This window comes from Kribbella sp. NPDC050459 (assembly GCF_040655315.1).
In the GTDB taxonomy this organism is placed as follows: Bacteria; Actinomycetota; Actinomycetes; order Propionibacteriales; family Kribbellaceae; genus Kribbella.
Genome location: NZ_JBFAJQ010000002.1, coordinates 258,402 through 283,120 on the forward strand (window position 1 = coordinate 258,402; position 24,719 = coordinate 283,120).

The window sequence follows — 24,719 nt, forward strand, 5'->3', positions numbered from 1 at the left end:
TCCCGGCATGAGTATTCACATCGCCGCCGAGAAGGGGCAGATCGCACCGCGGGTGCTGTTCCCGGGGGACCCGCTGCGGGCCAAGTGGATCGCGGAGACCTACCTGTCCGACGTGATCTGCTACACCGAGATCCGCAACATGTTCGGGTTCACCGGCACCTACAAGGGTGAGCGCATCTCCGTGCAGGGCTCCGGCATGGGCCAGGCGTCCGCCTCGATCTACGCCAACGAGCTGTTCGATGAGTACGACGTCCAGACGCTGATCCGGGTCGGCACCTGCGGCGCGCTCACCGAGGCGGTCCGGGTCCGCGACGTGATCGTGGCGATGTCCGCGAGCACCGACTCGCAGATGAACCGGCTGCGCTTCCACGGCATCGACTACGCCCCGACGGCCGACTACCAACTGCTCCGCGCGGCGGTGGACGCGGCCGAGGCGGCCGGGCTGAACGTGCACGTCGGCCAGGTGTTCTCCGGCGACCTGTTCTACAACGACCGTCCGGACCTGGTCTCGCGGACCGCGGAGTACGGCGTGCTCGGCATCGAGATGGAGGCCGCGGCGCTGTACACGCTGGCCGCGAAGTTCGGCCGCCGCGCGCTCGGCATCATGACGGTGTCGGACCACCTGATCACGCACGAGGTGACGTCCGCGGAGGAGCGCCAGACGACGTTCTCCGAGATGATCACGATCGCGCTCGACGCGGCGATCGAGGTGCCGGTCTGAACCCGCGGTACGGCGCGGCCGCACTGCTCTGCGCCGCGCTCCTGATCGGGACGTCGGCGTGCTCCGGCGACAAGCCGGAGCAGGCCGGCAGCCCGAGCGCTTCAGGCACGACAGCGACCAGCAACACGCCCTCAGGACCTGAGGAGACGTTGCCGGACCTGACGGCCGCCCAGGTCGTGGCTGCGCTGGGCGCGAAGGGCTACACGTGCAGCACCGACGAGGCGTACGAGACGTGCAGCCAGGGCAACACCTCGGTGCAGGTTCTCATCGGCAACCACCGGCGTCCGCCCGTGGTGTCGCTGCAAGCGTCCGGGTCGCCCGCGGAGGCGACGACGAAGCTGGCCGAATTCGCACCGCAGGCTCTCGAGCTGGCGCACGTGAACCCGCGCGCTCAGGTCGTCGACTGGCTGAAGCAGCAGCAGGGCAAGACGACCGCCGCGACGACGGCCGGCAACTGGAACGTCGAGTTCTCCACCGAGGCCGAGTCCGAGGCGCCGGGCGCGATCCTCACCCTCACCGACAAGCTCTGCAAGGCGAACTGCGGAGCCGAGTAACCCGTCGGGCTACGCCGCGACCAGCTTGGGCAGGACCTGCAGCAGCCGGCCGGTCAGCAGGTCCGGGACCTTCTCCGGGTTGGCGGCGTAGCCGACGACGGCCTGCTCGAACAGGCCGTCGATCAAGGCGTACGCCGTCGGCGCGTCCACGGCCGCTGCCGTGCCGGTGAGATCGGCGTACCGACTCAGGATCCGCCAGATCATCTGTTCCAGCAGCTGGTCGATCGCCTCGACGTCCGGCCGGAGCTGCTCCTCGAACATGCTCTGCGCCCGCAGGTCGTACCAGAGCTTGTGCATCGGGGTCTCCTCGACCAGCGTCTGGGTCATCTTGCCCAGGAACCCGGTGACGAGGTCCTCCCCCGACGTCGCGGTCTCGACCACCTCGTCGTACCGCCGGGAGCACTTGGTCTTGTAGTAGCGCACGCAGTAGCTGATCAGATCGATCTTGTCGCGGAAGTAGTAGTGCACGACGCCGTGCGTGAACTCGGAGTTGTTCGCGATCTCCCGCAGGCTGGTGCGCGCGTACCCGAGCTCGCCGAGGGTCTTCAGCGCGGACTCGGCCAGCGCGATCCGGCGGCGCTCGATCTTGTCGATCCCGGAGACGCGGGCAGGCCGCTCCTCAGCCGCGGACGCCACAGCACTCACCCACTCTCGAATCGGGGCCGATGCGTCAGAGTACCCCGCCCCGGGCCAGGCGCGTCCCGCGGCGGGGAGATTTCTTGACAAGTGTCAAACAAAGTCTTGACGAGTGTCAAAGGACTGGTCAGAGTGTGAAACAGCCCGTGCGAGCAGAAGGAGCTTCAGATGGGTTCACTCGATCTCTCCGGCCGCAAGGCCCTGGTCACCGGCGGCGCGCAGGGACTCGGCGAGGGGATGGCGAAAGCCCTCGCCGCGGCCGGCGCCAAGGTCGTGATCAGCGATATCCAGAAGGACGCCGGCGAAGCGGTCGCCGACGCGCTCGACCAGCAGTACGGCGGGGGCTTCGGGTTCGTCGCCCACGACATCACCGACGACGGCGACTGGGAGAACGCGGTGGTCGCCGCCAACGACATCCTCGGCGGCCTCGACATCCTGGTGAACAACGCAGGCATCGAGATCACCAGCCTGCTCACCGAGGTGACCGCCGACCAGATCCGCAAGATGCTCGAGGTCAACGTGCTCGGCACCACGCTCGGCATCAAGTGGGGCCTGCGGACGATGCGCCCGGACGGCCTGGCCGGTCAGGGCGGCGCGATCATCAACGTCGCATCGGTCGCCGCCACCATCGCCTTCCCCGGCATCGCGGTCTACTCCGCGACCAAGTCCGCCGTCGACCGGCTGACCCGGGTCGCCGCGATGGAGTCCGGCAAGCTCGGGTACGGCGTCCGCGTCAACTGCATCTACCCGGGCCTGGTCCCGACCGCGATGGGCGCCGGCCTGGCGAACGACGTCGCGCAGCTCGGACTGTTCGAGTCGCCCGAGGCCGCGGTCGCCGCGGTGGTCGGGCTGACCCCGGCCGGCCGGCTCGGCGAGGTCTCGGACATGGCCGACGCGGTCGTCTTCCTCGCGTCCGAGGAGTCCCGCTTCATCACCGGTATCGGCCTGCCGGTCGACGGCGGAATGGGGATGTGATGACCACGAAACCCGTTGTCGTGTACGGCGCGTCCGGCTACACCGGGCGGCTCGTCTGCGAGTACCTGCGGCAGTATCACGTGCCCTTCGTGGCCGCCGGCCGTGACGAGACGAAGCTCAAGGCCTCGATGGACTCGCATGTTCCCGGTATCGAGACAGCCGACTACGAGATCGCCGCGGTCGACCATGACGTTGCTGCGCTCACCGAGCTGTTCACCGGTGCGTCCGTCGTCCTCAACACGGTAGGTCCGTTCAGCGAGCTCGGTCCGGTGGCGGTGGAAGCCGCACTCGCTGCGGGTGCGCACTACACCGACACGACCGGCGAGCAGGACTGGCTGATCACGTGCGACGAGACGTACGGTCCGCGGTTCGCCGAGGCCGGTCTGGTGCTGGCTCCGGGCATCGCGCAGATGTACACGACCAGCGAGATCGCCGCGCAGCTCTGTCTCGAGCAGCCCGGGCTGGACTCCCTGGACATCGCGGTGTTCTGGGGCGGCAGCCCGACCATCGCTTCGACCCGCACGATCCTGGTGAACGCTGCGACGTCGAAGGCGCACTACTTGGAGGGCAACCAGTACGTCGAGTTCCCGGAGCAGGGTCTGGTGCCCCTGGTGGTTCCCGGCCAGCACGAGCTCGCCCTGTCGCTGCCGTGGGGCGGCATGTCGCATCCGGTGTGGTTCAAGCGCGATCCACGGGTGGCGAACTGCAAGGCGCAGGGCGGTGTGTTCAACGCGGCGCTGATGAACGGGGTCCCGCAGATCGTCGCCGCGGCACTGGAAGCCACCAAGGACATGGCGCCGGACGAGCGGAACGCCGCACTGACGGAGACCGCTCGCCAGGTGATGAATGAGATGCCGCCGCGGGAGAACCCGCGCGTCAACAAGACGCTGGACTCGGTGCACGCGTCCGGGCCGCTCGGCCGGGCGCACTGTGTCATCCACGGCAACAGCAACTACCAGCAGACCGGTCTGCTCCAGGCGTACGCGGCGTACTCGCTGCTGCAGAGGCCGCCGAAGCGGGTCGGTTTCGCCAGTGGCTGTCAGGCCTTCGGTCACCGCGAGCTGCTCGGCGTACTGCGGAGCTTCGGGCTGGTGTCCGAGCCGCAGCTGACGGTGCAGCACTAGAGGAGTTGCTGTGCGGCTGGTCGACTACCTGGACAAGGGCGCATCGCTCGCGCCGGACGCCGCCTGCCTGACGACGGACGGCGAGTCGCTGACGTACGCCGAGGTTCAGCAGCTGTCGTACCGGATCGCGGGTGCCCTGGCGGCGACCGGCGTACGGCCCGGCGGCAAGGTCGCGATCCTGTCCGCGAACGACCCGGTGGCGTTCAGCTGCGTGTTCGGGATCAGCCGGGCGGGTGCCGTCTGGTGCCCGATCAATCCACGCAACGAGGCGGCCGAGAACCGGGAACTGCTCGACCAGTTCGACTGTGAAGTACTGATCTACCAGTCGGCGTTCGCGCCGCTGGTGGACCGCATTCGGGACTCTTTGCCGAAGGTGCACACGTTCGTGTGTCTCGACGGGGAGCCCTCCTCCGGCCTCACCCCCCACCCCGCCGGCCGGAGGACCGTCGACTGGGACGCGTTCTGCGGGGGCGCGTCCCAGCCGGCACCTGATCTGACCGATCCGGACGACCTGGCGATGATCGTCGGGACCGGCGGTACGACGGGCCGGCCGAAGGGGGTGATGCTCGGCAACGCCAACCTGGAGACGATGACCGCGCTGACGCTGATGGGCTACCCGTTCGGCGAGCGACCGGTCTACCTGGCACTGGCACCACTGACGCACGCGGCCGGCGTGCTGTGCTTCCCGGTGCTCGCGTGCGGCGGCGAGATCGTGATCATGCGAGCTCCCGACGTACACGCGTTCCTGGAGCTGATACCGCGGCACGGGGTGACGCACACGTTCTTGCCGCCGACGCTGATCTACATGGTGCTGGCGGCGCCGGAGCTCGACTCCACGGACCTGTCGTCGTTGCGGTGCTTCTGGTACGGCGCGGCGCCGATGTCGGTCGCCCGGCTCGAGGAGGCACTGCAGCGGATCGGTCCGGTGATGGCGCAGCTGTTCGGGCAGACCGAGGCGCCGATGATGATCTCGATGTTGCCGCCGGCAGCGCACTTCGATGCCGCCGGCAACGTCGCCCGGGGACGGCTGTCATCCGCGGGACGGCCGTCCCCGCTGGTTACCGTGGCGATCATGGGAGCCGACGGCGAACTGCTCCCGCACGGCGAGCGCGGCGAGATCGTGGTGCGCGGGTCGCTGGTGATGAAGGGGTACTACCGCAACGCCGAGGCGACCGCAGCAGCTTCGGCGTACGGCTGGCACCACACCGGCGACATCGGCTACCTGGACGCGGAGAACTACCTCTACATCGTTGACCGGGCCAAGGACATGATCATCACCGGCGGCTTCAACGTGTACTCCACCGAGGTGGAGCAGGCGCTGATGGCGCACGCCGCCGTCCAGGACTGCGCGGTGATCGGTCAGCCCGACGAGAAGTGGGGCGAGCGGGTCGTGGCCGTCGTCCAGCTCCAGCCGGGCGCTTCGGTGGACGCCGCCGAGCTGATCGCGTTCGCGAAGGCGCGCATCGGCAGCGTGAAGGCGCCGAAGGAAGTGCTCGTCTGGCCCGACCTGCCGCGCTCCAAGGTCGGCAAGGTGGTCAAGCCGGACATCAAGGCCCGCTTAGCTGCTACCGGCTGACGCACCGGCCGACGACGCGATCACGATGGCTGTTGTGACGGCGGCCTGCATCTCGGTCACAGCCTTCTTGACCGCGGCGGCCGCCCAGTCCGAGTCGGCGATCTCTTTCGCGCGCTTCTTCAGCGCCTTCTTGTCCACCGCGTCCGTGACGACCTTCGGTACGACGTTCAGCGCGCTGAGGAGAGCTATCAGCGCGGCCGTTCGCTCGTCCGGCGTCGTACCGACCTTCAGCACGCTCTCGAGCTTCGCGCGCACGTCCTGCTCCTGCCGCGCGTCCTTGGCGGGCCAGCGCGTCACCGGAAACACACCGAGCACCCTGCCCTGGTCCTGCTCCAGCACGCCCCGCTCGGCGAGCCGGGCCAGCAGTTGGTTGCGCAGGCGCTTCGAGAGCGCACCGATCTGGTCCTTCGGCTTCTTCCCGGGCCTCTTGACGACGTACGCCAGGCGCTCGTCCAAGATCGGATCACCGGTCGGAGCACCGTCGAGCACGTGCAGGCGACCGGCCTTGCCGTCGACGGTGATGTCGAGCTTCTGGCTCAGCGTGAGCTCGATCAGCACCGCACCGGCCAGCGCGTAGTCCAGGCCGGGCGACCCGGTGAGCGGCTTGCCGGTCTCGTCGTCGTACAGGAGCAGCAGCAGATCCTCCGCGATCAACATGCCTCCACCGTAGGCACCACCGGCCGCCCGGCGCATCCACCGCGCGGACTACCGCGGGGGTCCGTCCAGAGGCTCAGGTAGGGTCTACTAAGGTAAGCCTTAGCTAACATGCCCGCCCAGCCTGAAAGCAGCTCCGCCATGACCAGAGCACTGCCCGAGCCGACGTACCGGCGCTTCGTCGCCGGCCTCGGCACCCTCGGCCTCCGGCAGTTCGACCTCACCGAGGACGTGACCACGCTGCACAGCTGGGTCACCCAGCCGTACGCGCGGTACTGGGGACTCCTGACCGCGTCGGTCGCCGATGTGCACGCGGAGTACCTCAGGATCGCCGAGAGCCCGCACCACGACGCGTTCATCGGCGAGCACGACGGACGGCCGGCGTTCCTGATGGAGCGCTACGCCCCGGCGTACGACGCTGTCGGCCAGGTGTACGACGCGGCGCCCGGCGACATCGGCATGCACGTCCTGGTCGGGCCCCCGGCGACGCCGATCCCTGGGTTCACCGGGGCGGTGTTCGAGACGATCATGGACAGCCTGTTCAGCGATCCGCTCGTCGACCGGGTGGTGGTCGAGCCCGACGTACGGAACGTGAAGATCCAGGCGCTGAACGCGCGGATGGGGTTCCGCAAGCACAGCGTCGTGACACTGCCCGGCAAGCAGGCGTGGCTGAGCTTCTGCACCCGCGACCAGTACGCCGACGCGCACCGGATGAACGAGGCGGGCTGATGAACCACTGGGAGGCCGTCAACCAGGCGCTGGTCCGGAAAGCGTTGTCGGAATTCACCCACGAGCGCATTCTCGAGCCTGTTGCCGACGGCAATGAGTATGCGGTCGGCCGGTACCGGTTCACGGCACGGCGCTATCCCTTGAATCACTGGGACATCTCGGCCGTGGTACGTGACGACGGTTTGACGGTCGACGCGCTGGAGTTCGTCATGGAGTTCCACGAGCAGCTCGGGATCGGACGCGACATGCTGCCGGTGTACCTGGAGGAGATCAGCAGCACGCTGGCCTCGGCGGCATACAAGCTGTCGAAGCCCGATCTGACGGCGACGGACCTGGTCACCGCGGACTTCCAGACGATCGAGGCCGCGATGACCGAGGGGCATCCGTGCTTCGTGGCGAACAACGGACGGCTCGGGTTCGGCCTCACGGACTACCTGGCGTACGCACCCGAGACCGGCGCGGGCGTACAGCTGACCTGGATCGCGGCCCGGCGGGACCGGACCACCGTTTCCTGCAGTTCCTCGTTGGCCTTCGACGCGTTCATGCGGTCCGAGTTGGGCGAGGAGACGCTGGCGCGGTTCGCCGAGGTCGCCGATCCGGCGGAGTACGTGTACCTGCCGGTGCATCCGTGGCAGTGGGACAACAAGACCTCGATCACCTTCGCCGCCGACATTGCTTTGCGGCACATCGTCCACCTCGGCTCGACGGACGATGTTTATCAGCCGCAGCAGTCGATCCGGACGTTCTTCAACCGTTCCGCGCCGTCGCGGTGCTATGTGAAGACGGCCTTGTCGGTGCTCAACATGGGGTTCATGCGCGGGTTGTCGCCGTCGTACATGGCCGCGACGCCGGCGATCAACGACTGGGTGCATTCGGTCGTCTCGAACGACCTTGTCTTCAAGCGGCACGGGTTCACCGTCCTGCGGGAGATCGCCGCGGTCGGGTACCACAACCGGTACTACGAGAACGCGACGGACAAGACCTCGCCGTACCGGAAGATGCTGTCGGCGCTGTGGCGGGAGAGCCCGGTGCCGTCGCTGGAGCCCGGCGAACGGCTCGCGACGATGGCGTCGCTGCTGCACGTCGACCGGCACGGAGCATCGCTGGCCGCGGCCCTGGTCCGGGCGTCCGGGCTGGCGCCGGCGGACTGGTTGCGCGCGTACCTCGACGCGTATCTGATCCCGTTGCTGCACAGCTTCTACGCGTACGAGCTCGTGTTCATGCCGCACGGCGAGAACCTGATCCTGGTGCTGCGGGACGCGATTCCGATCCGGGTGATCATGAAGGACATCGCCGAGGAGATCGCCGTCCTGAGTCCGTCGACACCGGTACCGGCCGAGGCGGAGCGGGTGCGGGCCGACGTACCGGACGACGAGAAGCTGCTGTCGATCTTCACCGACGTGTTCGACTGCATCTTCCGGTTCCTGTCACCGCTGCTCGACCGCGAAGGCCTGCTGACGCCGGCCGAGTTCTGGTCGGTGGTGGCGTCGTCGATCCGTGACTACCAGGCGGCGACGCCGGAGCTCGCCGACGCGTTCGCGAAGTACGACATCTTCGCGCCGTTGTTCGCGCTGTCCTGCTTGAACCGGCTGCAGCTGCGCAACAACCAGCAGATGGTCGACCTGACTGACGTCGCCGGGTCCTTGCAGTTCGCCGGGACCTTGGACAACCCGCTGGTCACGGTAGTAACTGACTGACCAGGGTGCTTGTGGATAACTCCCGCGGCGGTACGGCGAGATCGGGCAAGCTCATGGGGTGACCACAGTCTCCGCTCCGCACGACGCCCGGCGATACGAGGTGCTGGACGGCCGCCTGCTGATCACCGGCCCACAGCCCCCGGCCCATCACGCCGCCGTCGTCGCACTCCTGGTGCTACTGAAGCACGCCTGCCCACCCGGTCTGCTGGTCGCGGTCAACTCCCTCGACTACCGCCCCAACCTCAACACGACTCTCCGCCCTGACCTCCTGATCTGCCACCGCACCGACGCCGGCCCCCACCTCCTCACAGCCCCACCCGTCCTGGCCGTCGAGGTCCTCTCCCCCACCACCCGCACCACCGACGTAGTCCTCAAACGCACCATCTACGAGCAACACCGCATCCCGTCGTACTGGCTCCTCGACCCCACCACCCAAGAACTAACCATCCTCGACCTGACCCCCACCGGCTACACCTGCCAGGCGGTCATCCAGTCCGAGGAAACCTTTCACACCACAACCCCGTTCCCGATCACCCTCTGCCCGTCCGCCCTCATCAGATGACCCACGATCCGTGCCAAAAACCGGGGCATCCAAGGGCATCCAGGGGCAGATCAGAGAAATGGCATCAACCACCTGTCAACTGCCGCCATGCTGGTTGTGTGATCGAGAAGGAGGCACCACCATGGGGTACGTGGAAACACTTGAGCCGGGACACTTCACGCTGGCCGATCTCGAAACGCTTCCCGACGACGGGAACCGCTACGAGGTGGTCGACGGGATGCTGCTGGTGACGCCCGCGCCGTTGACGGTCCATCAGACAGCGGTCGTCGAACTCACCTATGTTCTTCGGCATCGCTGCCCAGGCGACCTGAAAGTGCTGGTTGCACCGACGGACTACCGGCCGACGCCGACGAGATCGGTACAGCCCGACGTGCTCGTCTGCCACCGGAAAGATGTCGGACGCAAGACGATCGAGCAGCCGCTGCTACTGGCGGTCGAGGTACTGTCCCAGTCAACCAGCCTGGCGGACCGGGTCCTCAAGCGACGCCTGTACGAGCAGGCCGGCGTGACGTCGTACTGGATCTTCGACCCGGCCGAAGAAGAACTGACCGTGCTCGAACTCGAAGGCGACGCCTATGTCGAGCGGGCAGTTGTCACCGGCAAGGACGCGTTCGAGGCCGAGCTGCCGTTCCCGGTTCGTATCGTCCCCGCCGACCTCGTCATCTAGCACCAGCGGGGCAACCCGGGGCAGATGCTTGTCTGCCCTCCCGTACCTGGGCCTGTCCGGTGCAGGCTCGGGGCATGTGCCCTGTCGAACCTGGTGAATTCACGCTTGCTGATCTCGACGCTGCACCGGACGAGGGAGCTGCCGTTCCCGGTCCGCATCGTCCCCGCCGACATCGTCCACTGAGACCCTCATCCCTCACCCCTTACCAGGTGATCAGCCGTCGAGGAGTTGGGTGAGTTGGGGTTTGGTGGGGAGGTTTTCGGGGCGGATGATGTCGCCGGTGCGGACGTAGTAGAAGGCTGCGGTGACGTGGTCGAGGGGGATGTTCATGAGTTCGGACCAGGCGACTCGGTAGATGGCCAACTGCAGGGGGTCGGCGGTTTCGCCGCGGGTGGTTTTCCAGTCGATGACGTCGTAGCCGCGGGAGCCGTCAGTGCGGACGACCTGGTAGACGGCGTCGATGCGGCCGCGGATCACCCGGCCGTCGAGGGCCAGGGCGAACGGGGCCTCGATCTCGTACGGCGTGGTGTCGCCGAACGGGCCGTCGCGGAAGGCGTCCATCAGGTCGGTGAGGTCGGTGTCGTCGACGATGTCCTCGTCCGCGGCGCCGGGGAGGTCGTCGGGGTCGAGCAGTAGCTGCTGCCCGAAGTAGCTCTCCACCCAGGCGTGGAACCGCGTGCCGAAGCGCGCGGCCCGGTTCGGTTTGCGCGGCATCGGCCGGGCCAGGTCGGCGGCCAGGCCGTCCGGGTCCTTCGCCAGCCGCATCACCTGGGTCGCGGACAGCGCGGCCGGCAGCGTCACGTCGTACGCCTTCCGGCTCCGGCTTTCCCTTGCCTCGGACAACAATCGCTCGAGCTCGGAGTCCCAGCGCGCGACCGTCGCCTGCTCGTCGAGCAGCAGCGACTCCTCCGCCGCGGCGGACGGTCCTTCAGCGCGCGCCTGCTGCACGAGCGCCGCCGCGTCGAGCCGCCGCTGGTACGACTCCAGGTCGTACGCCGTCGGCCAGGGCGCCTGCGTCTGCTCGGCGAGCTCCGGGTTCTCCGCGGTGAGCTCGGGCTGGTCCGCCCAGGCGATCACCCGCTCCCCGGCGTGCTTCTTCAGGGTGTCGAGGTACGCCGACGGGCCGCGCGGGCGTTTCTGCGTCGGACCCCACCAGTGACCGGTCGCCACCAGCAGCTCCTTCGCGCGGGTGAACGCGACATACCCGAGCCGCCGCTCTTCGAGCGCGTTCACGTCCTTGCACTCGTCGGCGAACGCCTTCAGCCCGGCGTTCGTCAGGTCGTGGATGTCCGGGAGGGTGTCGGCGTCGCCGCGCAGCGGCCACGGCAGGACCTTCGCGTTCGTCGTCCACTTGTCCCGGCCGCGGTCCGAGGGGAACACCTTCGACACCAGGGTCGGCACGAACACGACCGGCCACTCCAGGCCCTTCGAGCGATGCGTGGTGAGCAGCTTCACCGAGTCCGCCTCGCTCGGTACGGCGAGGTCGAGACCGGCCGCGTACTCCTCCTCGGCCGCCAGGTACGCCAGCAGACCGTCGAGCGAGCCGTCCGACTCGGTCGACACGAAGTTGCCCACGGCATCGAGGAACGCGGCCAGGTGATCACGGCGTCCGGCGTCGACGTGGTCGGGTGTCGCAGTCAGCTCGACGTCAAGGCCGATCGTGCTGATCACCCGTCGGACCAGGTCGAGCAGCGGTTCACCCGCGTGGGCGCGCAACTCGCGGAGCTCGACCGACAGCTCCTTGAAGCGGGTCAGGGCCTCCGCCGCGTACGGCAGCGGTCCCGGGTCGTCGACCGCCTCGGCGAGCGCGATGACCTCGGTCGAGTCCATTCCGGCCACGGCCGCGTCGAGCGCAGCGACCAGGTCGTCGGCGGCCGGCCGCTCCCCCGCGTCCGCGAGTCCGCGGGCGCGGTTGGCGAGCAGCGCGAGGTCGCGGTGACCGATCCGGTACCGCGGGCCCGTGAGGATGCGGAGCATCGCCGCGTTCGCCGTCAGGTCGTTGACGGCCTGCAGCGTCGCGACGACGTCGACGACCTCGGGAAGCGCGAGCAGACCGCCGAGGCCGACGACCTCGACCGGGACCTTGCGCGCAATCAGGGCCTCGTGGACGGCGCTGAGGTCGACGTTGGTCCGCATCAGGATGCCGATGTCCTTCCAGCGGCGGTTCCGGGTGCGGTGCGCGGCGACGATCGCGTCGGCGACCCACTCGATCTCCTGCGAGCGCGTCTCGAACAGCCCGACGGTGATCGCGCCTTCGGGAGCGTCCGGCGGCGCCTCGAGCGGGATGACGCCGGGGTGCTGTTCGTACAGCTCGGCGGCGTGCTGGTTCGCGGCGGCGAGGATCCGGCTGCCGCAGCGCCGGTTCACGCTCAGAACGTACCGCTGCGCCGGTGAGCCGTCCGCCTGCGGGAAATGCTCGGGGAATTCGTCCAGGTTCGCCACGGAGGCGCCGCGCCAGCCGTAGATCGCCTGGCACGGGTCGCCGACCGCGGTGACCGGATGGCCCCGGCCGTGCCCGGCGTCCGGCCCTGCGAACAGCGCCGTGAGCATCCGGCGCTGCGACACCGACGTGTCCTGGTACTCGTCGAGCAGGACGACCTTGTACCGCGCGCGCTCGACCGCGGCGACCTCGGGACACTCCTCCGCGAGCCGCGCGCCGAGCGCCATCTGGTCGGCGAAGTCGACGACGCCGCGCTCCCCCTTGTACGCCTGGTACTCCTCGACGAGCTGCAGGATCTCCCCGCGCTTCAGGGCAGTCTCGGCGAGCTTGCGGACCTCCACGGTCTGCTTGCGCGCCGCGGCGACCTCCTGTCGTACGGCGTCGTCATGGTCGCGGATGTCGTCCGGGCGGAGCAGGTGGTCGGCGAGCTCGCCGTCCAGCGCGAGCAGGCTGTTGACGAGCGTCGGCACGTGGTGCGACGCGAACCGGATCGGCCCGGCGGACCGCCGTACGACCCGGCCGGCCAGCTGGAACCTGGTGGCGTCGGCGAGCACCCGCGAGTCCGGCTCGAGGCCGAGCCGGAGCCCGTGCTCCGCGATCAACGTGCCGGCGAACGCGTGGTACGTCGAGACGACGGGCTCGCCCGGCTCCTCCGGCTCCCAGTTGGGGATGTTGCTGCGCAGGTGCGCCGCGAGGATCGGGTGCTGGTCTCTCGGCAGCGTCGATCCGAGGACACCGGCCTTCGTCAGGTCCTCACGGATCCGGACGTCGAGCTCGTTGGCCGCCTTCTTGGTGAACGTCAGCCCGAGCACTTCCTCCGGCTTCACCTGCCCCGTGCAGATCAGCCACACCACCCGCGCCGCCATCGCGGTCGTCTTCCCCGACCCGGCACCCGCGACGATCACCCCCGGCGCCAAGGGCGCGGTGATCGCCGCCAGCTGCTGATCGGAGAACGGAATCCCCAGCAGATCGCACAGGTCAGCCGTCGTGCGAAGTGTCTGCATCAGACGATCTCCCGGCCTTCGGGCTGGATGGGGCAGAGGGCGCGCGCCTCGCAGCGGCTGCAGCCGTCGTTGCGTTTGGCCACGAAATCCTCCGAGCGGATCATCGTCTCGGCGTCGTCGACGGCCTCGTCGAGCCAGGTCCGGCCGTCCTCGTCGGTCTCCAGCGGGCCCTGGTGCTGGACCTTCGGGAAGCCGCCGTTGTCGTCGTGCCGCAGCTGCACGAGCTCGGCGCCGCCGGCGACCGCGTCCTCGCCGAGCTTCTTCAGCTGCCGCGCGTTGATCGCCCGCTGGTAGATGGCCAGCTGCACATGCCGCTCGAGCGCCGGCTTGGTCGGGATGTTCCGCCCGGTCTTCAGGTCGACCACCCGGACCATGCCTTCGGGGTCCTTCTCGACACGGTCCATCCGGCCCTTCACCCGCACCGCCGGGTGCTCCGCGTCGGGCAGCAGGACGTCGAATTCCACTTCGGTCCCGACCAGCGTCCGGTCCGGACGGCCTTGGTGCCACGCGACGAACCGCCGCAACGCCTGCTCCGCCTCACCGCGCTCCCGGTCCGAGATCCAGGCGGACTCGAACTCGAGCTGGGTCCAGACCTTGTCGAGCCAGCCGTTCAGCTCGTCGACCGACGGCGGCAGCGTTCCCGTCGCTACCGCGTCGGCCAGCGCGTGCAGCACCGAGCCGAAACCGAGCGCCGACGTACTCGGTGTCTCCCCACCGGCCCGCCGGGTCAGGAACCAGCGCAGCGGACAGTCCACGATCGTCGTCAGCGCACTTCCCGACAGCGGAACCGGCTCGGCGGGATCCGCGATCGGCCGCGCCGACTCGGTGCGCTCCCGCACGCCCCACCAGCGCGACGGATCGGCCGTCGGCACCAAGGCCTGATCCCGGTCGTCGACAGCCGAGGCCAGCAACGCCAGCCGGTCCGCCGCCGCCCGCTTCAACGCCGGCGACGACGCCGGATCCGCCAGCACGCAACGCAGATCCGCCACCAGCCCCGGCAACGACAACGGCCGCCGCGGGCGCCCCGCGACCAGCTTCCAAGGAATGTCGAGCTCGGCAATGAATCGGGAGGGCTGGTCGCCGTCGGCCTCAGGTGCCTGTACGGCGGTCACGATCAACCGCTCGCGGGCCCGGGTGATCGCGACGTAGAACAACCGTCTCTCCTCGGCGAGCAACGCGCCCGCCGACAACGGGTCGATCAACCCGTCGGGCCCCAACCGGTCCGGTTCCAGCAACGAGCCGCGGCGCCGCAGGTCCGGCCACTGCCCTTCCTGGACGGAGGCGACCACGACGAGCCGCCATTGCAGCCCCTTCGACCGGTGCGCCGTCATCAGCTGGACGCCGGCCTCACGGTACGTCCCGTCGAACCGGTTGTCCGCCGCGATGTCCAGCGACTCCAGCTCGGACAGGAACGCCGACACGCCCTTGAACCCGACCTGCTCCTCGGCCCGGCCGGCCGCGTCGAACAGCGCGCACAGCGAGTCGAGGTCCCGGTTCGCGGTGCGCGCGAGCTCGCCGCCCGACGAGGCCTGGCCGCGCAGCCGTCGCAGCCACGGCGACTCCGACCACAGCGACCACATCACCTCGTCCGGCGCCGCACCCGCGGTCACGATGTTCCTTGCCTTGAGCAACCGCTCGCCGAGCGCCGCGAACCGCGCCTCGGCCGGTGATGCCTCCTGGTCAAGCAGCAGCGGGTTCAGCATCGCCTCGCGCAACAGCTCGTCCGACGACCGCGGCAACCGCTGCCCGCCCGCCGCGTCGCGGTCCCGCCGGCGCAGCACCCGCGCCAGCCGCCGCAGCTGCCCCGCGTCCATCGCACCCAACGGCGACAGCGCCAACGCCCGGACAACATCGACGGTCAGGGTCTCCGGGTCGGCCACCGCCCGCAGCGCCAGCAGCATCGGCCGGACGGCGGGCTCGCGCGAGAACGGCAGCTCGTCGCCCGCGACGTCCACCGGGATGCCGGCCGCGGACAACGCCCGCCGCAACGGCGGGATCGACCTGCTGCCGGAGCGCACGAGCACGGCCATCTCGTTCCACCCGATGCCGTCCTGGACGTGCGCCCGGCGGAGCAGATCGGCGATGTGCTCCAGCTCGGCGCCGCTGGTCGAGTACAGGTTCGCCTCGACCTTGCCCGGGCCGTACACACACGCGGACGCGTCGGGGTTGCGGAAGCGCTCGAACGTGTCACGGTCCAGCGATCCCGGCACACCGAGCCGGTTGACGACGTTGCGCGACACGCGCTGCAACGTGGTGCCGAAGCGCCGCGTCGTCCCCAGCGCGATCTGCGCGGCCTCCGCGCCGTCGCGGGTGCGGAACTCGTCGGTGAACCGCAGCAGCCCACGCACGTCCGCGCCGCGGAACGTGTAGATCGACTGGTCCGGGTCGCCCACGACGACCAGGTCGCGACCATCACCCGCGATCGCCTGCAACAGCTTCGTCTGACCGGGATCGGTGTCCTGGTACTCGTCCACGAACACCGCTTTGAACTCCGCCCGCAGCTTCGCCTGCACCTGCGGCTGCTGCGCGAGGATCACCGCGCGATGGATCAGCTCGGAGTAGTCCAGCACCTGCTCGGCGTCGAGGATCTGCAGGTACTCCTGGAAGAAGTCGCCGACCGCGACCCACTCGGCCCGCTCGGCCGACCGCCCGATCGCGGACAGGTCCTCCGGGTCGAGCCCCAACTGGCGCGCCTTGCCGATCACGGCCTGCACCTCGTCGGTGAACCCGCGCGTCTTCAACGCCGGATGCAGACTGCCCGGCCAGTGCACCGCGCCGACGTCACGGCTGCCCGACAACGCCTCGCTCAACCGCAGCGCCTGCTCCGGGCCGGACGGCAACCGCAGCGGTACGTCGAACGCGTCGGCCGGCGTGAACCGGCGCAGCAACGCGTAGCAGAAGGAATGGAACGTCATCGACGGCATCACCCGCGTCGTCCGCCCGAGCCGCCCGGTGATGCGATCGCGGAGCTCGGTCGCGGCCTTCCGGCCGAACGTCAGCACGAGCACCTCGTCGGGACTCAGGCCGCGGTTGCGGACCCGGTCGACGACGGCCTCCACCAACGTCGTGGTCTTGCCGGTGCCAGGCCCCGCGAGCACCAGCAGCGGGCCGCCCGGGTGCTGCACGACGGCTTGCTGGTCGGCGTCGAGAACAGGCGCTTCCGCGCTCCGGCGCTCCTCCCGGACCAACCGGTACCGGGATCCCTGTCTGCTGACCACCGACACATCTCAACAGACGGCACCGACAGTCCGCGACGAGGCTCCCCGGCCGCCGACCGGATAGCCGGAAAGCGGACAGAACCGCGTAGCCGGCCGATAACTTTCCGCAGTTCCCGTGCATCGAGTTCCTCGACGGCAACACGACGACAAGGAGCACCGAATGAGGACGCTGCGGCACACCGCCGCCCTCCTGGGGACGGCTGTTCTCCTCGCAGGACCGACGACCACCACCGCCTCGGCGGCGAACCCGAAGATCGCGTCGATCTGCTCACTCGACCTCGGCTCGATCACCGCAGGAGGCAACTACGTCGACCAGGTTCTGTCCGCCGCGAGCCCGCCGGCCGCGAGCGAACGCCGGGTGGGCCCGCAGATCGCCGACCCGGGCGAGACGAAGGCCAGTGCGACCTGGGAGTTCTCCTACGACAGCCACGACGGCATCGTCGACCGCGGCTACGCGATCTACGGCACCTGGCTCTACAGCACGCTGATCGCCCGGCCGCCGGACGGACCGTGGTGGGGTCAGGCGAACATCCAGGACGGGATGGGCGACTACACCCAGCTCGCCCGGTCCGGCTATCCGAAGGGCGCGGACCCGACCCGCGAGTACCTGTACGGGCTGCGCAACGACGGCGTGCTGTTCCGCTGGAAGAAGGACAGCACCGGCTTCCACGGGCTCGGTTCGTCCGCCGGGTTCTCCGCGGTCAAGACCATGACGCTGATCAGCCAGACCGCGACGTACGACACACTCCTCGCGACCACGCGAGGCGGCGCGCTGTACACGATCCGGATCCCGGTCACGTCGCCGATGACGCCGGTGGTGAAGGCCGTGCGGACGTCGACCTGGCAGGGCTTCGAGGCGATCGTCGCGGAGAAGTGCGGCACGCAGAGCACGCTGCTCGCCGCGGTCGACCGGGACAGCGGGTCGGCGTACCTGTATGCGGTCGGGCACGCCAACGGAACCGCCACGGTCATCCAGGCCCTGGGCAAGGTGCCCGGCACGTTCAACGACCCGATCTACTGCCTGCGCACGTCGCAGGAGGGTTCGTCGCTGTACGGCGAGTAGACGCTCTAGTCGTGCGGATCCCAACGGGCCTGGCGCAGGTTCACCCGGCCGTTGGTGATCCGCACGCCGTCGGAGCGCAGCCGGTGGAGCTGCTCGTCGCCGACCTCATCGGCCGGTACGCCGGACGCGCGGATCACCCGCCACCACGGCACGCTCGCGCCGTACTCGCGCATGATCGCGCCGACCTGCCGCGGGCCGCCCTGCCCCACGTACTCCGCGATGTCGCCGTACGTCGCGACGCTGCCCTCCGGGATCGACTCCACGGCCTGCAGCACGGCCTCGACGTACTCCTCCCTGTCCACGCGCCCAATCTAGGCGAGCGGGGCGAGCGCCTTCGCGAGCGGCTCCAGAACCGACGGCGGCGCGTCCAGCGGAAGGTTCATGACGACCAGGTCGACACCGGCCTCGCCGTACGCCGCGGCCTCGGCGACCGCCTTGTCGAGCGGGCTGTCGGGGTCGATCCGGACGTTCACCGAGCAGGTGATTTCGCCGACGTCGCGGCCGGCCTCCTCGCAGCGCTGCACCAGGACGTCCTTGAGCGCCTTCCACTCCTGCGGGTTCGGGACGATGACGTTCCACTGCTGGGCCCACTTGGCGACCGCGCGGAGCGTGCGGTTCGGGCCCTTGCCGCCGATGGTGATCGGCGGGTGCGGCGTCTGCACGGCCTTCGGGTTGCAGTACGCGTCGGTGAGCTTGACGTACTTGCCGTCGAAGTTCGCGACCTCTTCGGTGAGCAGCGCGATGATCGCCTGGGTGCCCTCGTCGAACCGGTCGAAGCGCTCCTTCAGCGGGTACAGGTCGATGCCGTACGCCGCGGTCTCCATCTCGTTCCAGCCCGCGCCGATGCCGAGCTCGAGCCGTCCGTTGCTGATGATGTCGGTGGTCGCGGCCATGTTCGCGAGCACGGCCGGGTGCCGGTAGATCATCCCGGTCACCTGGCAGCCGAGCCGGATCCGCGACGTCGCCTGCGCGAGCGCGGCCAGCGTCGTCCAGGCCTCCAGGTTCGGCCCCTGCATGTCACCGGTCAGCGGGTAGAAATGGTCCCAGTGCCAGGCGGACTCGAAGATCTCGAACTGGTCCGCCGCGACCCACACGTCCCGCATCTGCTGCCAGGTGGTGTGCTCCGGCCTGGTCTTGATCGCGAACCGCATCCCGCGCCTCCCTAAGGCAACCACTCAGAGGTAACCGTTTCCCGGAGGCGACATTACCCCCGTTCGCGCTCAGTCGAGGCCGAGGCGGGCACGGACCTCGGGGCGACGCAGCGGCGGGACGGTCTGCGGCGGGGTGCGGCGGGCCGGCATCTCCTCGAGGAGCTGCTCGGTGATGCGGGCGACCTCGGTGGCCGCGCGCTCGATCGGGCCGCGGGTGGTCGCGCTCAGCGAGCCGACGCCCGTCACCTTGCGCACATATTGCAGCGCGGCCGCGTAGATCTCTTCGGAGGTCGCCGACGGCTCCAGTCCCCGGAGCACGGTGATGTTTCTGCACATGCTCCCGACAGTACGTGCCGCCGGGGACAACTACGGGGTATTGACAACCCTAATGGCATTAGGTTTTCCTCATGGCATGAGCACTACCGCGCCGGACCGTCGGACCCGCCGTCGTCAGCAGACGATCGAGGAGATCCTCGACGTCGCGATCGAACTGATGGCGTCCGAGGGCGTCGCGGCGCTCAGCCTGTCCGCGGTGGCCCGGCGGCTCGGCATGCAGCCGCCGTCGCTGTACCAGTACTTCCCGTCGAAGATGGCGATCTACGACGCGCTCTTCCAGCGCGGCAGCGAGCTGCAGCGGGACGCGTACCGGGCGGCGCTCACGACGGCCGCGACCGGGGATCCGCTGGAGCTCAACCTGATCGCAGCGACCGCGTTCAGCCGGTGGTGCCTGGAGAACCCCGTCTACACCCAGCTCATGTTCTGGCGGACGGTGCCCGGCTTCGAGCCGAGCGCGGAGGCGTACGCGCCGGCGCAGGAGACGCTGCGGGATCTCCGTGACCACCTGCAGGCGACGGCCGACGCGGGCTACCTGCACCCGGACGCCGCCGGCGACGAAGGCGTCGCGCTGTTCACGTCACTCACCGCCGGGCTGCTGTCCCAGCAGATGGCGAACGAGCCGGACGCCTCGTTCGAGGACGGGCGGTTCATCCGGATGCTGCCGACCGTGCTCGAGATGTTCCATCAACGCTACGCACCAATCAGGGGGAGCAAATGACCGCAGTACTCGCGGAACAGATCGGGCGGGCCGACCGCGCGCGGTGCCGGGTCCACCGGGACGCCGAGCTCCGGGCGTGGCACGAGCTGCTTGCGTCGATCGAGGGGGACGAGTGGCAGCGCCGTACGGTCTGCGACGAGTGGGACGTCGCCGACATCGCCGGTCACCTGATCGGCCAGGCCGAGGACGTGAACAAGGCGTTCTCGTTCCCGCGCCGGTACCGGAAGGCGAAGCGGGTCTATCCCGACGTGCTGCGGATCGACGCGCACATGATGGTGCAGGCCGACGAGCACCGCGGTACGCCGCCCGCCGGGCTGCGCACCGAGTTCGACCAGGTGTGGGCGAAGGCGACCCGGAAGATCTCCAAGAACCCCGAGCTGATCCGCCGGGTGTCGATGACGATCGACGGGTTCCACGTCGTGAAGTTCAGCCTCGGGTACATCCAGGACATCCTGCTGGCACGCGACCTGTGGATGCACCGCGACGACGTCTGCCAGGCGCTTGGCCGCCCGTTCGACGCCGGGCCGTACGCCGGGGAGCTGGTCGCGCAGGTGATGTACGACCTGATGGACGGACCGTGGTGGGAGCACCGGCCGGCCGTCGAGGTCGAGCTGACCGGGCAGGGCGGCGGGACCTACCGGCTCGGGAGAGGTGAGCCGGTGGGGCGTGCCACGGTGGACGCGGTCGGGTACATGCGGACCGTGTCCGGACGCGACGACGCCCCGGCGGTCACGGGTGATCCCGTAGCCGCCGAGGCGGTCGCGTCCTGCCGAATGCCCTTCTAGTACGACGTCTAGTACGACGGCTGGCTCGGGTCGATCTGGTCGACCCAGGCCACGACCCCGCCGCCGACGTGGACGGCGTCGGAGAAGCCCGCGCCCTTGGCGATCGCGAGCACCTCCGCGGAGCGGACGCCGGACTTGCAGTGGAAGACCAGCTGCTTGTCCTGCGGCAGCTTCTCCAGCGCGACGCCGGTCTGGAAGTCCGCCTTCGGGATCAGCACCGAGCCCGGGATCTTGTTGATCTCGTACTCGTTCGGCTCCCGGACGTCGATCAGGACGAAGTCCTTCTCGCCGTTGTCCTTGAGCTTGATCCACTCGCTGAGCTGCTTGACCGAGATCGTCGAGCCGGCGGCCGCGTCGGCCGCCTCCTCGGTGATCGCACCGCAGAAGCTCTCGTAGTCGATCAGCTCGGTGACGGTCGGGTTCTCGCCGCAGATCGCGCAGTTCGGGTCCTTGCGGACCTTCAGGGTGCGCCAGTTCAGGTCGAGCGCCTCGTAGATGTTCAGCCGGCCGAGCGACGGGTCGCCGATCCCGGTGAGCAGCTTGATCGCCTCGGTGACCTGCGCGGCGCCGACCGACGCGCAGAGCACGCCGAGCACGCCGCCCTCGGCGCAGGACGGGACCATGCCGGGCGGCGGGGGCTCCGGGTACAGGCAGCGGTAGCACGGGCCGTTGTCGGCCCAGAACACGCTGACCTGTCCGTCGAAGCGGAAGATCGAACCCCACACGTACGGCTTGTGCAGCAGCACCGCGGCGTCGTTCACCAGGTACCGGGTGGCGAAGTTGTCGGTGCCGTCGACGATCAGGTCGTACGGCTCGAAGATCTCGAACACGTTGTCGTTGTCCAGCCGGGTCTCGTGCAGGACGACGTTCGTGTACGGGTTGACCTCGAGGATGGACTCCTTGGCGGACTGCGCCTTGGACTTGCCCACGTCGGACTGGCCGTGGATGACCTGACGCTGCAGGTTGGACTCGTCGACGGTGTCGAACTCGACGATGCCGAGCGTGCCGACACCGGCGGCAGCCAGGTACAGCAGCGCCGGGCTGCCGAGACCGCCGGCGCCGATCACCAGCACCTTGGCGTTCTTCAGCCGCTTCTGCCCGGCCATCCCGACCTCGGGGATGATCAGGTGCCGCGAATACCGCCGCACCTCGTCAATCGTCAGCTCGTCGGCCGGTTCGACCAGCGGTGGCAGTGACACGTTGTCGGCTCCTCAGGAAGACGTCGGACGGGATCTCCGGTTTTCAACCATCTCTCCCACCTCCATGTTCCCGCACTCTCCCAAGCACCCCCGTCCGGGTCCACATCCCGGTACGCGCGTCTCAGTCGTTGTCGGTGATCGTGGCGGTCAGGGTCGCCGGAACGCGGAGGACGGCGCCGTCGACCTGGTCGATGACCGCGGTGAACGTCTCGGCCGGTTCCCTGACCTTGTCGTCGAGGATCTTGACCTGGAGGTCGCCGGTGGTCTTGCCGGGCTCGATGTACGCGTCGATCGTCCGGTCCACGGGACCGGTGCCGTCGTCGTTGACGCCGGTGTAGTCCTTGCGGATGACCGCCGTGCCGTCCTTCAGGACGCCGGAGAAGCTGACGTACTTGTCGCTCGGCGCGGACAGCTTCACTCCGAAGCTCACCACGCCGGCCTTCTCGGGCGTCTTCAGGTTGGTCAAGGTCAGTGTCGGCGTCGGGTCGTCGTCGATGACCAGACCGTGACCGAAGGACTCGTCCAGCAGCGCGTCGTGCGGCGCCGACAGCACCAGATTGAACGGCAGGTCGTAGCTGTCTCGGGTGTTCGCTTTGATCGGCACAGTCACCTTTTGGCGCACCTGGCCGGGCCTGAACACCAAGTGCTGCGCCACGTCCCCGACCGATTCGCCGAGCTCGCCGTTGGTCTCGACGTACACGCTGACCGGCCGGATGCTCGGCCGCGACAGGCGGACCCAGAAGTCCACCGTGTGCGTGCCCTTGTCCCTCTCCTTCACCGTGACGCTGGAGGCAGACAGCTTCGGCAGCAGCACTGCCGGCGCCGAGAAGCCGAGTCCGGGCGACGAGAAGCCCAGGTCGCTCACGTACGCCGACCCGCCGGCGACCCTGTCCGTCCGCAGCTCCACAGCTCGTACGTCGCGCAGGTCCACGCCCTTCAGCGACAGCACGGGGATGCGGACAGTCCGCAGCAGGTTCTTCGGCAGGCCGACCTCGTTGTTGCCCGGCATCCGCACCAGCGCGTCACTGACCGCGGACACCGGTACCACGGCCGCCCGTCCGTGCCCGTCGACCACACGGACGCTCAGGTCGGTCTTGGAGGCACCGGACGGGTCGGGCGCGGCACGGAACGTCAGGGCCGCAAACCGCCGTACGTCGCGGTGCCCAGCCGGTACGTCGACGCGCAGCACGCCGTTCGTGCTTGTCCACTTCAGCTTGGTGACCGCGGTGGTCGGTGTGTTCGCGGCGAACCACGCTGTGTCCCAGTGCGGCGCGTTGCCCCAGTCCTCGGTGTCCATGCACGTCGGCGTACTCGCCCGCACGTTCACGGCAGTCACACCAGCGCAGACAGTCGCCGACAGCTTGCCGCTGACCGCTCCCGCCTGCAGGGGCTTGTCGAAGTGGTTCAGGTCCAGCCGCGACCTCAGCGGCGCCTGCGACACCACTCGCACGACGGCCTTCCCGGCAGACGCCGCCCGCGAGTCAGAGCCGTCGAACTGCGGCAGGAACTGCATCTCGCGCCCCAACTGCAGACGGAAGAACCCCGCGACGTACGCCGTGCCGACGGCCTGCTGCTGCTTCGCGGTCAACCGGCCGGCGTACTTGGCTCCGCACGGCGACGCCTTCTCGTCACCGAACCAGTCGTCGTTCGACGGAGCGACCGACTGGCCAGGGGTCCACTCGGTGTTGAAGAAGTTGTGGTTGGCGCCCAGCACCGTCACGGTGGAGCGCGGTGCGGTGTCGCCGCCGACCGAGTACCGGGTGTCGTCGTAGAACTTCTGGCCCTGCAGGTCGGACACGTCGCCGTCGCAGTACGGCAGTACGACGCTCATCGCGACGCCGGGCACCGTGGCGCGCGCGAAGTCCGTGGGAGCCAGCGGCAGTACCGCGCGGATCCCGTACTGCCCGCCGCGGTCAGCGTTCAGCACGGCTGCCCGCGCCACGCCCTCGCCGCCCCGCGAGTGCCCCATCAGGCCAACGTTCTGGAGGTCGATCTTGCCGACGAAGCGGGTGCCCATCGGGCCGCCGCCGATCGTCGACCACCTCCGCCACAGTGCGAGGTGGTCCAGGATCAGCTCGGCCCGCGCCTGCGCGCCCGCGTCGTACGCGTCGCTGTCCCAGCCGTTGATCGCGTTGGCGCTGATCGACACCACCTGGTACCCGTTGCTGGCCAGCGCGGTCGCCGGGCCGTCGTACCCCCGGAAGCTGGGGATGGGCTTCATCCCCGGCGGGCACGGCCACGGCTTCTCGTCGTCGGACGGGTGGGTCGGCTCGCCGTAACAGACCTCGTGCCGGCCGTGCAGGAAGACCACCAGCGGCCGCGGTCCAACCGCACCACGTGGTGAGTACACCTTTCCGCGCAGCTCCGCCCGGTGCTTGAGGCCCGGCAGGTAGACGGCCTCGTCACCCAGGTCGTACTCCGCGGTGTCGACCTTGTACTTGCCGAGTGCACCGGGGTCCGACGGCAGCAGCGGGCCGCGGCGCGCCTTCAGCCAGTCGGCATCGGTCGGTCCGGCCGGGTTGACAGCCCGGCTCTTGCCGGACTCCTTCCCCAGGTCCCCGGACCAGACCAGGCGTACGTCGCGCGCCTTCAGTACGGCCGGGTCCGTGCTGACCAGGGTCAGCGTTCTGCGGTCCGGAGACTGCTTGGCGACACCGAGCGGTTTGCCGTCGACCTCCAGCAGCGGAAGGGACGCACGCATCGGCGCGGGCTCGTCGAGACGAAGGGTCAGCTGGAATCCGTTGGCGAGCGGCCGCACGTCCCAGTGGTTGCTTTGAGCAACTACAGGCGGTGCGGCGGTCGCGGTCAGCGGCCCCACACCGAGCAGTACGGCGATTCCCAACGACAGATTTCGGGCGGTTCTGCCATTCACGCGGCCAAGTTGACCTGACCCGCCGCTCAGTCGTGTCT

21 protein-coding genes are annotated in these 24,719 nt (G+C 69.1%); 12 read left to right on the plus strand and 9 right to left on the minus strand.

Going from position 1 to position 24,719, the window contains the following annotated elements; all coding sequences use genetic code 11:
* Positions 1 to 7: 7 nt before the first annotated feature.
* Both deoD and AB0I12_RS07085 read left to right on the plus strand, forming a co-directional pair.
* Positions 8 to 721 carry a purine-nucleoside phosphorylase gene (deoD, locus tag AB0I12_RS07080; protein WP_359925762.1) on the plus strand — a complete coding sequence of 238 codons (714 nt, stop codon included), beginning with the start codon at positions 8 to 10 and terminating at the stop codon, positions 719 to 721.
* 149 nt (positions 722 to 870) lie between these two features.
* Positions 871 to 1,275, plus strand: a complete 405-nt coding sequence (locus tag AB0I12_RS07085; protein ID WP_359925764.1) for a hypothetical protein — start codon at positions 871 to 873, stop codon at positions 1,273 to 1,275.
* 9 nt (positions 1,276 to 1,284) lie between these two features.
* Here the strand turns inward: AB0I12_RS07085 and AB0I12_RS07090 are convergent, their stop codons facing one another.
* Positions 1,285 to 1,920: a TetR/AcrR family transcriptional regulator gene (locus AB0I12_RS07090; protein WP_359925765.1), complete on the minus strand. Its 636-nt coding sequence runs from the start codon at positions 1,918 to 1,920 to the stop codon at positions 1,285 to 1,287.
* A gap of 159 nt (positions 1,921 to 2,079) precedes the next feature.
* On the opposite strand from AB0I12_RS07090, the gene AB0I12_RS07095 reads away from it, so the two are divergent.
* From AB0I12_RS07095 to AB0I12_RS07105, 3 genes are read left to right on the plus strand one after another with little or no spacing between them, the layout of a single operon-like run.
* A complete protein-coding gene (locus AB0I12_RS07095; protein ID WP_359925768.1) occupies positions 2,080 to 2,886 on the plus strand; it encodes an SDR family oxidoreductase in 807 nt (268 codons plus the stop codon).
* Entirely contained in the window at positions 2,886 to 4,010 is a 1,125-nt protein-coding gene (locus AB0I12_RS07100) for a DUF5938 domain-containing protein (RefSeq protein ID WP_359925770.1), read from the plus strand. Before AB0I12_RS07095 ends, AB0I12_RS07100 begins: the two co-directional genes overlap by 1 nt.
* Positions 4,011 to 4,020: 10 nt before the next feature.
* Positions 4,021 to 5,586, plus strand: a complete 1,566-nt coding sequence (locus AB0I12_RS07105; protein ID WP_359925773.1) for an AMP-binding protein — start codon at positions 4,021 to 4,023, stop codon at positions 5,584 to 5,586.
* Here AB0I12_RS07105 and AB0I12_RS07110 read toward each other — a convergent pair.
* Positions 5,569 to 6,243, minus strand: a complete 675-nt coding sequence (locus AB0I12_RS07110) for a GPP34 family phosphoprotein (RefSeq protein ID WP_359925776.1) — start codon at positions 6,241 to 6,243, stop codon at positions 5,569 to 5,571. The two genes, AB0I12_RS07105 and AB0I12_RS07110, sit on opposite strands and share 18 nt — an antisense overlap.
* 138 nt (positions 6,244 to 6,381) lie before the next feature.
* Between AB0I12_RS07110 and AB0I12_RS07115 the strand changes: the two genes are divergently transcribed.
* From AB0I12_RS07115 to AB0I12_RS07130, 4 genes are read left to right on the plus strand one after another with little or no spacing between them, the layout of a single operon-like run.
* Positions 6,382 to 6,969, plus strand: coding sequence for a GNAT family N-acetyltransferase (locus tag AB0I12_RS07115; protein WP_359925779.1), 588 nt, complete (start codon positions 6,382 to 6,384; stop codon positions 6,967 to 6,969).
* Positions 6,969 to 8,666: an IucA/IucC family siderophore biosynthesis protein gene (locus AB0I12_RS07120; RefSeq protein WP_359925782.1), complete on the plus strand. Its 1,698-nt coding sequence runs from the start codon at positions 6,969 to 6,971 to the stop codon at positions 8,664 to 8,666. Before AB0I12_RS07115 ends, AB0I12_RS07120 begins: the two co-directional genes overlap by 1 nt.
* Before the next feature lie 58 nt (positions 8,667 to 8,724).
* Positions 8,725 to 9,228, plus strand: a complete 504-nt coding sequence (locus AB0I12_RS07125) for a Uma2 family endonuclease (protein WP_359925785.1) — start codon at positions 8,725 to 8,727, stop codon at positions 9,226 to 9,228.
* Between the two features lie 10 nt (positions 9,229 to 9,238).
* Positions 9,239 to 9,895 carry a Uma2 family endonuclease gene (locus AB0I12_RS07130; RefSeq protein ID WP_359925788.1) on the plus strand — a complete coding sequence of 219 codons (657 nt, stop codon included), beginning with the start codon at positions 9,239 to 9,241 and terminating at the stop codon, positions 9,893 to 9,895.
* A gap of 213 nt (positions 9,896 to 10,108) precedes the next feature.
* Here the strand turns inward: AB0I12_RS07130 and AB0I12_RS07135 are convergent, their stop codons facing one another.
* The gene (locus AB0I12_RS07135; RefSeq protein ID WP_359925791.1) at positions 10,109 to 13,339 is read right to left on the minus strand and encodes an ATP-dependent DNA helicase; all 3,231 of its coding nucleotides are present in this window, start codon (positions 13,337 to 13,339) and stop codon (positions 10,109 to 10,111) included.
* Positions 13,339 to 16,557, minus strand: coding sequence for an ATP-dependent DNA helicase (locus AB0I12_RS07140; RefSeq protein ID WP_359925793.1), 3,219 nt, complete (start codon positions 16,555 to 16,557; stop codon positions 13,339 to 13,341). The genes AB0I12_RS07135 and AB0I12_RS07140 overlap by 1 nt, the downstream gene beginning before the upstream one ends.
* Positions 16,558 to 16,717: 160 nt before the next feature.
* On the opposite strand from AB0I12_RS07140, the gene AB0I12_RS07145 reads away from it, so the two are divergent.
* Positions 16,718 to 17,620, plus strand: a complete 903-nt coding sequence (locus tag AB0I12_RS07145) for a hypothetical protein (RefSeq protein WP_359925796.1) — start codon at positions 16,718 to 16,720, stop codon at positions 17,618 to 17,620.
* Positions 17,621 to 17,625: 5 nt separating this feature from the next.
* Here AB0I12_RS07145 and AB0I12_RS07150 read toward each other — a convergent pair whose 3' ends face one another.
* The 3 genes from AB0I12_RS07150 to AB0I12_RS07160 all read right to left on the minus strand — a co-directional run bounded on the left by AB0I12_RS07150 (position 17,626) and on the right by AB0I12_RS07160 (position 19,107).
* Positions 17,626 to 17,922 (minus strand): MGMT family protein, encoded by a 297-nt coding sequence (locus AB0I12_RS07150; RefSeq protein ID WP_355700220.1) that lies wholly within the window; start codon positions 17,920 to 17,922, stop codon positions 17,626 to 17,628.
* A gap of 9 nt (positions 17,923 to 17,931) precedes the next feature.
* Positions 17,932 to 18,771, minus strand: coding sequence for a TIGR03560 family F420-dependent LLM class oxidoreductase (locus tag AB0I12_RS07155; protein WP_359925799.1), 840 nt, complete (start codon positions 18,769 to 18,771; stop codon positions 17,932 to 17,934).
* A 69-nt stretch (positions 18,772 to 18,840) separates the two neighbouring features.
* Positions 18,841 to 19,107: a DUF2277 domain-containing protein gene (locus tag AB0I12_RS07160; protein ID WP_130439916.1), complete on the minus strand. Its 267-nt coding sequence runs from the start codon at positions 19,105 to 19,107 to the stop codon at positions 18,841 to 18,843.
* Positions 19,108 to 19,183: 76 nt separating this feature from the next.
* Between AB0I12_RS07160 and AB0I12_RS07165 the strand changes: the two genes are divergently transcribed.
* Both AB0I12_RS07165 and AB0I12_RS07170 read left to right on the plus strand, forming a co-directional pair.
* Complete coding sequence (locus AB0I12_RS07165; protein ID WP_359925802.1) at positions 19,184 to 19,825, plus strand: TetR/AcrR family transcriptional regulator; 642 nt, start codon at positions 19,184 to 19,186, stop codon at positions 19,823 to 19,825.
* Entirely contained in the window at positions 19,822 to 20,610 is a 789-nt protein-coding gene (locus tag AB0I12_RS07170; RefSeq protein ID WP_359925805.1) for a maleylpyruvate isomerase family mycothiol-dependent enzyme, read from the plus strand. The genes AB0I12_RS07165 and AB0I12_RS07170 overlap by 4 nt, the downstream gene beginning before the upstream one ends.
* 8 nt (positions 20,611 to 20,618) lie before the next feature.
* Here the strand turns inward: AB0I12_RS07170 and moeZ are convergent, their stop codons facing one another.
* Together moeZ and AB0I12_RS07180 are read right to left on the minus strand one after the other, a co-directional pair.
* Entirely contained in the window at positions 20,619 to 21,809 is a 1,191-nt protein-coding gene (gene moeZ, locus AB0I12_RS07175; RefSeq protein ID WP_359925808.1) for an adenylyltransferase/sulfurtransferase MoeZ, read from the minus strand.
* Between the two features lie 121 nt (positions 21,810 to 21,930).
* Positions 21,931 to 24,681, minus strand: a complete 2,751-nt coding sequence (locus AB0I12_RS07180; RefSeq protein WP_359925810.1) for a Calx-beta domain-containing protein — start codon at positions 24,679 to 24,681, stop codon at positions 21,931 to 21,933.
* Positions 24,682 to 24,719: the final 38 nt, after the last annotated feature.